At 48.3% G+C, this 12709-nt stretch carries 5 protein-coding genes; 4 read left to right on the forward strand and 1 reads right to left on the reverse strand.

Annotated elements, in window-relative coordinates; translation table 11 throughout:
* Positions 1 to 40 precede the first annotated feature (40 nt).
* The 4 genes from rpoB to gorA all read left to right on the forward strand — a co-directional run bounded on the left by rpoB (position 41) and on the right by gorA (position 11326).
* Complete coding sequence (rpoB, locus tag AZ602_RS07760; RefSeq protein ID WP_103034421.1) at positions 41 to 4132, forward strand: DNA-directed RNA polymerase subunit beta; 4092 nt, start codon at positions 41 to 43, stop codon at positions 4130 to 4132.
* An 82-nt stretch (positions 4133 to 4214) separates the two neighbouring features.
* The gene (gene rpoC / locus AZ602_RS07765; RefSeq protein ID WP_103034422.1) at positions 4215 to 8444 is read left to right on the forward strand and encodes a DNA-directed RNA polymerase subunit beta'; all 4230 of its coding nucleotides are present in this window, start codon (positions 4215 to 4217) and stop codon (positions 8442 to 8444) included.
* A 185-nt stretch (positions 8445 to 8629) separates the two neighbouring features.
* A complete protein-coding gene (gene serA, locus AZ602_RS07770) occupies positions 8630 to 9856 on the forward strand; it encodes a phosphoglycerate dehydrogenase (protein WP_078318068.1) in 1227 nt (408 codons plus the stop codon).
* 102 nt (positions 9857 to 9958) lie between these two features.
* Positions 9959 to 11326: a glutathione-disulfide reductase gene (gorA, locus tag AZ602_RS07775; protein ID WP_103034423.1), complete on the forward strand. Its 1368-nt coding sequence runs from the start codon at positions 9959 to 9961 to the stop codon at positions 11324 to 11326.
* Positions 11327 to 11395: 69 nt separating this feature from the next.
* On the opposite strand, the gene nagZ is transcribed toward gorA, so the two are convergent.
* Positions 11396 to 12466: a beta-N-acetylhexosaminidase gene (gene nagZ / locus AZ602_RS07780; RefSeq protein ID WP_103034424.1), complete on the reverse strand. Its 1071-nt coding sequence runs from the start codon at positions 12464 to 12466 to the stop codon at positions 11396 to 11398.
* Positions 12467 to 12709 lie beyond the last annotated feature (243 nt).

Raw genomic sequence — 12709 nt, forward strand, 5'->3', positions numbered from 1 at the left:
TCCTCGGCTGACACAATGTTAGTTAATCTAAGGAATCTTAATGGCATATTCTTATACCGAAAAGAAACGTATTCGCAAAAGTTTTTCAAAGCTTCCAGATGTCATGGATGTGCCGTATTTGCTCGCGATCCAAGTGGATTCTTATGAGCAATTTCTTCAAGAGCACAAAAAACCTAAAGCGCGTGCCAATATCGGTTTACAAGCGGCCTTTTCATCGATTTTCCCGATCGAAAGCCATTCTGGTAATGCACAGCTGCAGTTTGTTGAGTATTATCTGGGTGAGCCTGAGTTTGACGAGCGCGAATGCATCATGCGCGGTTCGACTTTTGCAGCACCACTGCGCGTTAAAATTCGCCTGGTGATCAAAGACAAAGAAAACAAAACCGCCATTAAAGATGTTCGCGAACAAAGCGTCTATATGGGCGAGATTCCTTTGATGACTGATAACGGTACTTTTATTATTAATGGTACTGAGCGTGTCATCGTATCACAGCTACATCGCTCACCAGGCGTGTTCTTTGACCATGACAAGGGCAAATCACACTCTAGCGGTAAAGTGCTGTATAACGCTCGTATTATTCCTTACCGTGGCTCATGGCTTGATTTTGAATTTGATGCCAAGGATTTGGTGTATGCGCGTATTGACCGCCGTCGCAAGCTATTGGCGACCATCATTCTGCGCGCCATTGGCATGGATACTGCTCAGATTTTGGATACTTTCTTTGAAAAAGTTGAAGTGTTTAAAGGCGCAGAGTCATTTGAGATTGAATTGATCGCTGATCGCCTAAAAGGTGAGATGGCGCAGTTTGATATCATAAGCCCAGAGGGTAAGGTGATCGTGGAGCAAGGCCAGCGTATTAATGCTCGCCGTGTCAAGCAAATCATCGAGTCTGGCATGACCAAGCTTGCTGTACCTGATGAGTACTTGTATGAGCGCATCATCGGCGAAGATGTCATTGTTAATGATGAAGTTGTCGTACGCGCCAATACTTTGATTGACCATGAGACTTTGGTGAAGCTTGCCGAGAAAAATGTACAATCATTTAAAATTTTGTTCACCAATGACATCGATCATGGGGCATTCATCGCCGATACATTGCGCGCAGATACCGTCTTGACTCGCGAAGAAGCATTGATCGAGATCTATAAAGTGATGCGCCCAGGTGAGCCACCAACACTTGAAACTGCTGAAAAACTGTTTGAGTCGATGTTCTTTAGCCAAGAGCGTTATGATCTGTCAAATGTTGGTCGCATGAAATTCAACCGTCGTCTTGGTCGTGAATTTGTTGAGACAGATGATATCGATGTACAGCGTGAGCAGGGTGTTTTGTCTAACCAAGACATCATCGATGTACTAAAAGAGCTGATCGAGATCCGTAACGGTCGTGGTGAGGTTGATGACATCGACCACTTGGGCAACCGTCGTATCCGCTCAGTGGGCGAGATGACCGAGAACCAATTCCGCATTGGTTTGGCTCGTGTAGAACGCGCAGTCAAAGAGCGTCTAACCACAGCAGATTCTGACAATCTATCACCACAAGATTTGATTAACTCAAAACCAGTTGCCGCATCAATCAAAGAATTTTTTGGTTCAAGCCAGCTGTCTCAGTTTATGGATCAAAACAACCCATTGTCTGAGATCACCCATAAACGCCGTGTTTCAGCGCTTGGCCCTGGTGGTCTGACGCGTGAACGCGCAGGCTTCGAGGTGCGCGACGTACACACCACGCATTATGGCCGTGTGTGTCCGATTGAGACCCCTGAAGGTCCAAACATTGGTTTGATGAACTCATTAGCTACTTTTGCTAAGACCAATAACTTTGGTTTTCTTGAGACGCCATATCGCCGCGTCGTCGATGGTCGCGTGACCGATGAGATTGAATATGTCTCGGCCATCGAAGAGGTGGGCATGGTGATCGCACAGGCTGACTCACCGATGAATGAAAATGGTGAACTGACCGAAGAGATGGTCAGCGTACGCCATGATGGCGAATTTGTGCGCATGAGTGCGGATAAAGTCACGCACATGGATGTATCACCTCGTCAGGTGGTGTCAGTGGCAGCGGGTCTTATCCCATTCCTTGAGCATGACGATGCGAACCGTGCCTTGATGGGTTCGAACATGCAACGCCAAGCGGTACCAACATTGCGTTCAGATAAGCCTTTGGTGGGTACTGGTATGGAGCGCCATGTTGCTCGTGACTCAGGCGTGTGTGTGGTCGCTAAACGCGGTGGTGTGATCGAAGAAGTTGATGCCAGCCGTATCATCGTGCGTGTCAATGAAAGTGAGATGACCGCAGGTGAAGCAGGTATTGATATCTATAACTTGATCAAATACACCCGCTCAAACCAAAACACCTGTATCAACCAGCGCGTCATCGTCAATGAAGGCGACGAAATCGCTCGTGGCGACATCCTTGCTGATGGCCCATCGACAGACCTTGGTGAATTGGCTTTGGGTCAGAATATGCGTGTGGCATTTATGCCATGGAACGGTTATAACTTCGAAGACTCCATCTTGCTATCTGAGCGTGTGGTACAAGAAGATCGTTTCACCACCATCCACATCCAAGAGCTAACCTGTGTGGCTCGTGATACCAAGCTTGGCCCTGAAGAAATCACTGGTGATATTCCAAATGTCGGTGAAGCAGCGCTGTCAAATCTAGACGAAGCTGGCATCGTGTATATCGGCGCAGAAGTCGATGCAGGCGATATCTTGGTGGGTAAAGTCACACCAAAAGGTGAAAGCCAATTGACACCAGAAGAAAAGCTACTTCGTGCCATCTTCGGTGAAAAAGCAGCAGATGTCAAAGATACCTCACTGCGTGTACCATCATCAACCAAGGGTACCGTCATCGATGTACAGGTCTTCACCCGTGATGGTCTAGAAAAAGACAGCCGAGCTAAGTCTATTGAAAAAGCGATGCTGGATGATTATCGCAAAGACTTAAAAGAAGAGTTGGTGATTTTTGAAGCAGCGGCAAAAGGTCGTATCCTAAGCCTACTTGATGGCAAAAAAGTCTCAGGTGGTGCAGGCTTTAAGGCAGGTACTGTATTGGCAGTTGCTGATATCGAGAACCTACCACTTGAAACCTTGCTGGACATCCAACCGGCTGAAGAAGAAGTATCAGAGCGTCTGGGTCAAATTGCTGAATTCCTAAGCGATAAGCAAAAAGACATCGACAACAAATTTGCTGAGAAAAAACGCAAATTGACCCAAGGTGATGATTTGGCACATGGTGTCCAAAAAATCGTTAAGGTATATTTGGCGGTCAAGCGTCGCATTCAGCCTGGTGATAAGATGGCTGGTCGTCATGGTAACAAGGGTGTGGTCTCGCGCATCATGCCTGTAGAAGATATGCCGTATGACGAAAACGGTAACCCAGTTGACATCGTGCTAAACCCACTGGGCGTACCATCGCGTATGAACATCGGTCAGGTGCTTGAGACGCATCTGGGCATGGCGGCAAAAGGCCTAGGTGATAAGATCAATGGCATGCTGCGCGCCCAAGCAAGTATCGCTGAGCTGCGTGATTTCTTGGATAAGATCTATAACAAAGTTGGCGGTGAGCAAGTTGACCTAGACAGCTTGTCAGATGAAGATCTATTGGCACTGTGCCAAAACCTAAAAGATGGCGTACCAATGGGTACCGCGGTCTTTGATGGTGCCAAAGAAACCCAAATCAAAGAGCTGCTAAGCCTAGCAGGTCTATCGACCACAGGTCAGCAAACGCTTTATGATGGTCGTACTGGTAAGAAATTTGACCGTCCTGTGACTGTCGGCTATATGTATATGCTGAAGCTAAACCACTTGGTTGATGACAAGATGCACGCGCGTTCGACTGGTTCGTACTCGCTCGTCACTCAGCAGCCACTTGGCGGTAAAGCACAGTTTGGTGGTCAGCGTTTCGGTGAGATGGAAGTCTGGGCACTAGAAGCATACGGCGCAACTTATACGCTACAAGAGATGCTGACAGTCAAGTCGGACGATGTCGAAGGCCGTACTCGCATGTATAAGAACATCGTTGATGGTGAGCAATACATGAATCCAGGTATGCCTGAGTCATTCAATGTCTTGACCAAAGAGATTCGCTCGCTGGGTATTAACATTGACTTAAAAGAAAAGAAATAAGTCAGCCAAGACCGAAATTTGTCTAGCCATCGAGCGCGGTGGCTAGGCGTCAGAATTACGACGAATACAACGGAGAAACCTTTTGAAAGATTTATTAGATATCATGAAAGGCCCTGCTGACAGTGGTGTCAAAGAGTTTGATAGCATTCAAATCTCACTTGCCTCACCTGAAGCGATTAAGTCTTGGTCACATGGCGAAGTGAAAAAGCCAGAAACGATTAACTACCGTACCTTTAAGCCTGAACGCGATGGCCTGTTTTGTGCCAAAATCTTTGGCCCAGTCAAGGACTTTGAGTGCTTGTGTGGTAAATATAAGCGCCGTAAATTCCAGGGCATCATCTGCGAAAAATGTGGCGTAGAGGTCACTGCGGCCAAAGTTCGCCGCGAACGCATGGGTCACATCGAGTTGGCAAGCCCAGTTGCGCATATTTGGTTCTTAAAATCTCTACCAAGCCGCATCGGTCTGTTGCTTGACATCACCTTGCGTGATATTGAGCGTGTGCTGTATTTTGAAAGCTATATCGTCACCGATCCTGGCATGACCAGCCTTGAAAAATATCAACTGCTTGACGATGAAGAGTATTTTACTGCGCTTGAGCAATATGGCGATGAGTTTGTGGCCAAGATGGGTGCTGAGGCGGTTCAAGACTTGCTAAAAGACATCGATGTCGATGGTGAGATCGATGAGCTTCGCCAAGCGATTCCACAGACTGGCTCTGAAACCAAGCTGAAAAAAATGTCAAAGCGCCTGCAGCTGCTTGAGGCATTCCGCGATTCAAATAACAAGCCTGAGTGGATGGTAATGACAGTATTGCCAGTATTGCCACCAGATTTGCGTCCGCTTGTACCGCTTGAAGGTGGTCGTTTTGCGACATCTGATTTGAACGATTTGTATCGCCGTGTGATCAACCGTAACAACCGCTTGAAGCGCCTGCTTGAACTGAACGCACCAGATATCATCGTGCGCAACGAAAAGCGTATGCTACAAGAAGCAGTCGATGCACTGCTGGATAATGGCCGTCGTGGTCGTGCGATCACAGGTAGCAACAAGCGCCCGCTGAAATCTTTGGCAGATATGATCAAAGGTAAGCAAGGTCGTTTCCGTCAAAACCTATTGGGTAAGCGTGTTGACTACTCTGGCCGTTCGGTCATCGTTGTAGGTCCGACACTACGCCTACATCAATGTGGTCTGCCAAAGAAAATGGCACTTGAGCTATTCAAGCCATTTACTTATGCCAAATTGCTCCAAAACAACATCGCAAGCACCATCAAAGCTGCCAAGAAGATGGTAGAGCGTGAAGAGCCTGCGGTGTGGGATATGCTTGCCATGGTCATCCGCGAGCATCCGGTACTACTAAACCGTGCGCCAACACTGCACCGTTTGGGTCTGCAAGCGTTTGAGCCAGTATTGATTGAAGGTAAAGCGATTCAGCTGCATCCACTGGTCTGTGCGGCATTTAACGCCGACTTCGACGGTGACCAAATGGCGGTGCATGTGCCATTGACGCTAGAAGCACAGCTAGAAGCTCGCGCGCTGATGATGTCAACCAACAACATTCTATCACCTGCAAACGGCGAGCCGATCATCGTACCATCGCAAGATGTTGTTTTGGGTCTATATTACATCAGTCGTGCTAGTGTTAATGCCAAAGGTGAAGGCATGGTGTTTAGCACCGTGAACGAAGTATTGCGCGCGATCGGCTCTGACGATTTGTCAGTCAATGCCACAATCAAAGTGCGCGTGGCTGAGACTGTACTGGACGAAAAAACTGGCGAAAAAACCAGCCGTACGACTGTTCAAGATACTGTCGCTGGCCGCCTTTTGATTTGGAACATCATGCCTGAAGGGATGGCATTTAGCGAATGCAATACTGAGATGACCAAGAAAAACATCTCAAAATTGCTAAACTCTTGCTACCGTAAGCTTGGCGTAAAAGAATCAGTCATGTTTGCCGACCAATTAATGTATCTGGGCTTTGCACAGGCGACGCTATCGGGCATCTCGATCGGTATGGAAGACATGGTCATTCCACCGACCAAAAAAGAAATCGTCGATGCAGCAGATGCAGAAGTGCGCGACATTGAACATCAGTTTGAGCAAGGCTTTGTGACCGCTGGTGAGCGATACAACAAAGTTGTTGATATTTGGGCGCGTACATCGGATAAGATCGCTAATGCGATGATGGAAAACTTGTCAACCGATGAAGTCGTGAACCGAGAGGGCGAAACCCAAAGCCAAAAATCATTCAACTCAATCTACATGATGGCAGACTCTGGTGCTCGTGGTAGCGCGACACAGATTCGTCAGCTTGCAGGTATGCGTGGTCTGATGGCAAAACCAGACGGCTCGATCATCGAGACGCCAATTAAGGCGAACTTCCGTGAAGGCTTGACCGTTTTGCAGTACTTTATTTCTACCCACGGTGCGCGTAAAGGTCTTGCCGATACTGCCTTGAAAACTGCGAACTCAGGTTACTTGACTCGTCGTTTGGTTGATGTGGCGCAAGATCTTGTGATCACTCAAGATGATTGTGGTACTGAAGCAGGCCAGCGCATGACACCAGTGATTGACGGTGGCGAAATCGTTGAACGCCTAGGTGACCGCGTATTGGGTCGTGTCGCTGCCAAAGATGTCGTGAATGCTGATGGTGAAGTGGTCGTAACTGCTGGCACGCTGATCGATGAGCGCGTCGTTGAGCAGCTAGATAGCAATGCCATCGATGAGGTTTATGTCCGCTCAGTCATCACCTGTGAAGCATCTCAAGGTGTGTGTGCTAAGTGTTATGGCCGTGATCTAGCTCGTGGTCATCTGGTGAATATCGGTGAATCTGTGGGCGTTATGGCAGCACAGTCAATCGGTGAACCGGGCACTCAGTTGACCATGCGTACCTTCCACGTGGGTGGTGCAGCATCGGCAGCCTCTGTCGATAACAGTGTCTCGGTCGGGAATGCAGGCTCAGTGCGTTTCCACAACATGAAAACTGTAGAGCATGCCGATGGCCATTTGGTGATCGTTTCTCGTTCAGCTGAAATCGGTGTGGCAGATGCCCAAGGCCGTGAGCGTGAGCGCTATAAAGTGCCTTATGGCTCAAGCGTACTGGTGCGTGATGGTGATGCGGTAGAAGCAGGTCAAGTGATCGCTAAATGGGATCCGCATACCCATCCGATTATCACAGAATTTGCTGGTACAGCGCGCTTTAGCGACATCACCGACGGCATGACTGCGACCGTGAAAGTCGATGAAATGACTGGTGTGAGCTCGTTTGAAATCTTGGCAAGCAAAGACCGTCCAAGCATCGCCAAAGACTTGCGTCCTGCGATCATTCTTGATACCGATGAAGGTAAAGAAGTGGTGTACTTCTTGCCAAACGAAACCATCATCCGTGTCGCTGAAGGTGAGCATGTGACTGCAGGTTCGGTGCTAGGTCGTGTTCCGCAAGCCACTTCAGGTACCAAAGATATTACCGGTGGTCTGCCACGCGTTGCTGACCTATTCGAAGCTCGTCGTCCAAAAGATCATGCGATCATGGCTGAGATGAGTGGTGTGGTGAGCTTTGGTAAAGAAACCAAAGGCAAAAACCGCTTTATCATCACCAATGAAGATGGCGATGTGCATGAAGAGCTGATTCCAAAATGGCGTCAAATCAACGTGTTCGAGGGTGAGACAGTTGAGCGTGGTGAGGTCGTGTCTGATGGCCCACAAAACCCACACGATATCTTGCGTCTAAAAGGCGAAACCGCTTTGGCAAACTACATTGTCAATGAGGTCCAAGAAGTTTACCGCTTACAAGGCGTTAAGATCAACGATAAGCACATCGAGGTCATCGTACGCCAGATGCTGCGTAAAGTTGAAATCACCGACGGCGGCGATTCAAGTTACTTCAAAGGCGACCAAGCTGAATACTCGAAGATTCGTGCGCTTAACGCTGAATTGACTGCGAACAATAAATTCCCAGTACAGTTTGAGCGTCAGCTACTTGGTATCACCAAAGCAAGTCTTGCAACCGAAAGTTTCATCTCAGCGGCATCGTTCCAAGAGACCACGCGTGTCTTGACAGCAGCTGCGGTGATGGGTAAAGTCGATGACCTAAGCGGCCTAAAAGAGAATGTTGTGGTGGGTCGTTTGATCCCAGCTGGTACTGGCCTAGCTTATCATCAATCACGCCAACGCAAGGCACAAAACACCAGCGCATCGATCGCGCAAGTCGATGAGCTGCTAGTGGCAAGTGATGAGCCGGTGGTTGGTGAAGAGACGCTGAACGAAGACAACTTCGCCAAAGCGTTTGCCGATGAATTGGGCAGCCAAGAATAATGGTTGTGTAACACCAAAAGCCTGTCATGATTGATGGGCTTTTGTGTTTTTTATGCTGTGAATTTATCGCAAGTTTGGCTGGTTATTCCAAGATTTTATAAACTAATTGGCTGTCAAATATTGCAAATTTATGCTAATAAGTGTATAACAGTAGCTTATTTATCCCTTTGTCCAAGGATTTCACCATGACCTTATCTCTTCACAAAGACAAGATTCGCTTTTTGTTGTTAGAAGGCGTCCATGATAACGCCCTAAAGGTATTGAACGATGCTGGTTATACCAATATCGAATACATCAAATCAGCCCTAGATGAAGCAGAGCTGATTGAGAAAATCAAAGATGCACACTTTATTGGTATCCGTTCACGCACTCAGCTGACTCGCAAAGTGCTAGAAAGCGCCGAAAAATTGATCGCCATCGGTTGCTTTTGCATTGGTACAAACCAAGTTGATCTAGAAGCAGCGCTAGAGCTGGGTATTCCTGTATTTAACGCACCGTATTCAAACACGCGTTCTGTGGCAGAGCTTGTGCTTGCTGAGACCATCATGCTGATGCGTGGCGTTCCTGAAAAAAATGCCGTCGTCCATCGTGGTGGCTGGAATAAATCAGCCAAAGACAGCTATGAAGTGCGTGGCAAAGTGATGGGTATTGTTGGTTATGGCTCTATCGGCTCGCAGCTGTCAGTACTTGCCGAAAGCCTTGGTATGAAAGTCATCTATCATGATGCTGTGACAAAGTTGCCACTGGGCAATGCGGTACAAGTCGGCAGCCTAGAAGAGCTACTTGCCAAAGCGGATGTCGTGACCTTGCACGTGCCTGATTTGCCAAGCACTCGCAATATGATGACTGCCAAAGAATTTGCACAGATGAAAGATGGTGCATTCTTTATCAATGCCGCTCGTGGTGGCTGTGTGGACATCGATGCCTTAGCTGCGGCACTTGAAAGCAAAAAAATCTTGGGTGCTGCCATCGATGTATTCCCAAAAGAGCCAAAATCAGCAGACGAAGTGTTTGAGTCACCACTGCGTGCCTTTGACAATGTCATCTTGACTCCACACGTGGGCGGCTCAACCCAAGAAGCGCAGGCGAACATCGGTCTTGAAGTGGGTGAGAAATTCGTTCGTTATTCTGATCAAGGCGATACGACAAGTGCGGTGAATTTCCCGAATGTCTCTATCCCATTCACCGAAGGTACGCACCGCCTATTGCACATCCATCGCAATGTCCCTGGCGTACTATCACAAATCAACGCATCGTTTGCTGATGCAGGCATCAATATTGCCGCTCAGTCATTGATGACCAAGGGCGATGTCGGCTATCTGGTCATGGATGTTGATGACAATGATTCAGATAAGGCGATGGCTCGTCTGCGTGCCGTACCTGAGACCATTCGTGTGCGTGTCTTGTTCTGATGACGACTTGCCAAACCCAAAGCCGCTTTTCGTTAAGCGGCTTTCTTTTTTTGTGCCAAGTTTGTGATACAATGGACAAAACAGCATCATGAGGATATGAAAATGAAACACTACGACTATATTTCCATCGGCGGCGGCAGTGGTGGCATCGCATCGATCAATCGCGCTGCCAGCTATGGTAAAACATGCGCCATCATCGAGGCGCGCCATGTTGGTGGCACCTGCGTCAATGTCGGCTGCGTCCCCAAAAAAATCATGTGGAATGCCGCACAGATCGCCGATGCGATGCATAAATATGCACCAGATTATGGCTTTGAATTACAGGTGGATGGTTTGGATTTTGGCAAATTGATCCAAGCACGCCAGGCATATATTTCGCGTGTGCATCAGTCTTATCAAAATGTTTTTGCCAAAAATAATGTGGATTTGATCACAGGGTTTGCACGTTTTATTGATAAAAACACCGTTGAGGTGATGGATGCAGAGGGTAACACAGAGCAAATTTCTGCTGATCACATCGTCATCGCTACAGGCGGCAAGCCCAGCATCCCTGAGATTGAAGGTGCCGAATATGGCATCGACTCCGATGGTTTTTTTGAGCTAAGTGAGTTGCCTGAGCGTGTGGCTGTCGTGGGTGCAGGCTATATCGGTGTGGAATTGGCAGGTGTATTAAACAGCTTGGGTGTGCAGACGCATCTGTTCGTGCGAGGCGATCGCCCGCTGCGCAAGTTTGATCAGAGCATTGTTGATGTGTTAATGCAAGTAATGAAAACCGATGGCATCACTTTGCATCAAGAAGCTAAACCACAGAAAATTACCAAAAATGACGATGAGTCACTGACCATCACACTTGAAGATGGTCGCACCGAACAGGTGGACTGTCTGATCTGGGCAGTGGGGCGTACACCTGCCACCGATGATCTTAATCTTGAGGCGGTCGGTGTCAAGCGTAATGACAAGGGACAAATCATCGTTGATAAATTTCAAAACACCAACATCGATGGCATCTATGCGGTCGGCGACATCATCGAAAATGGCGTGGAGCTGACCCCTGTGGCGGTGGCAGCAGGTCGCAGACTCTCAGAGCGACTGTTTAATAATAAGCCTGGTGAGCATTTGGATTATTCACTGGTGCCGACAGTGATTTTTAGCCATCCACCGATAGGCACGGTGGGATTGTCCGAAGAGGCCGCCATCGAAGCGCATGGTAAAGATGCCATCAAAGTATACACCAGTAATTTTACACCGATGTACAGCGCAGTGACCAGTCACCGTGAACCTTGCCGTATGAAGCTTGTGTGTCTGGGTGAAGAAGAAAAGGTGATCGGACTACACGGCATCGGCTTTGGGGTTGATGAGATGATCCAAGGCTTCGCTGTGGCGATGAAAATGGGCGCCACCAAAGCCAATTTTGATGACACTGTCGCCATTCACCCGACGGGGTCAGAAGAGTTTGTGACGATGCGCTGATCATTGATCTGCCCACACTTAGCACCGGCCAAGCGTCAACCCAGTGTCAAGTGTGGGCTGCTGTTGCATTTAAGTGGTGTAATTGGTGGGATCAATGCCATCGACGGTGTCGGCAGTATCGAAGAATGTTGCCTGTACTCGCGCTCGCGCTGCCTGCCAGCCATCAAACTGCAAACAGGTGTCATATAAGCTGCCTTGCCAAGCAGGAATGTTGCCTTTCATGCGATCAAAGCGATGCTGTGGCTGCTCAGGCAGTGGCTTGACAGCCTCAATGGCCATCAGCGCGCCTTGTCGGTCATTACACACCAGTGCCATATCGCAACCAGCTTCGATGGCAGCCACCACGCGCGCATCAACATCACCTGCGACATGTGCTGCTTTCATAGACAGATCATCAGAGAATAATAGGCCGTCAAAACCCAGCTGATCGCGGATGATCTGTCCAAGCCAGACTTTAGAAAATCCAGCTGGCTTATCATCCACTTGACTGAAAATCACATGCGCTGGCATCAGTGCATCAAGCTGATCGAGCGTCTGTACGAAAGTCTGGGTGTCATGATCAAAAATCTCATCAAAGCTGCGATCATCGACGGCATCAGCCACATGCGAATCAGGTGCGATGGAGCCGTGACCTGGGAAATGCTTGCCAGTGGTCGCCATACCCGCTGCTTTCATGCCTGCCATGAATTGTCGTGATAATGCAATGATGGCTTCTGGATCGGCATGAAAAGCGCGATCACCAATCACCAAGCTGACACCATCAATGTCCAGCACTGGTGCAAAGCTGAAATCCACGCCAACCGCCAGCACCTCACAGGCCATCAAATAGCCACAGTCATAAGCGCGTGCCAAGGCTGTTTGTGGATCTTCGTCGTACAATTTGCCAAGCTTGCCCATCGCAGGCAGTGGTGAGAAACCCTTGCGAAATCTGGCGACACGGCCGCCTTCTTGATCCACTGCGATGAGGATGTTTGGGTTGATGCTGCGCATGTTGTCGGTCAGAGCGCGCACTTGTTCGGGTGTATCAACATTGCGCGCAAACAAGATCATGCCGCCAATCTCAGGGCTTTTTAATAAAGCCACATCGCTGTCATCGAGTGTGTGACCAGCGACATCTGCCATGACCATTGCATTTGCCATAATATTTTGCCTTACATGATGGGTTTGTATAATTTTTTGCTCGATGACAGTACTGATGCACTGATAAATATCATTAAATTTCATCGGGCGCAACCATTGGTTGGCATATTATGCCATGAAATGGGGGTGGTTGTTGAGACTGATTTGAGTTTTTCGCACAAAATCGGCAGTTTTGTAACGATTGCTTAAGGCAGATGCACAAAAACCAGTATTTTGGTAAAAAAACTTTGTGATTTTTGTGCT

It is taken from the genome of Moraxella sp. RCAD0137 (assembly GCF_002894025.1).
GTDB classification, from domain to species: domain Bacteria; phylum Pseudomonadota; class Gammaproteobacteria; order Pseudomonadales; family Moraxellaceae; genus Moraxella; species Moraxella porci.

Coding starts and splice junctions, on each gene's coding strand:
- rpoB (WP_103034421.1), top strand. CDS start 41: ATGGCATATTCTTATACCGAAAAGAAACGTATTCGCAAAAGTTTTTCA.
- serA (WP_078318068.1), top strand. CDS start 8,630: ATGACCTTATCTCTTCACAAAGACAAGATTCGCTTTTTGTTGTTAGAA.
- gorA (WP_103034423.1), top strand. CDS start 9,959: ATGAAACACTACGACTATATTTCCATCGGCGGCGGCAGTGGTGGCATC.
- nagZ (WP_103034424.1), bottom strand. CDS start 12,466: ATGGCAAATGCAATGGTCATGGCAGATGTCGCTGGTCACACACTCGAT.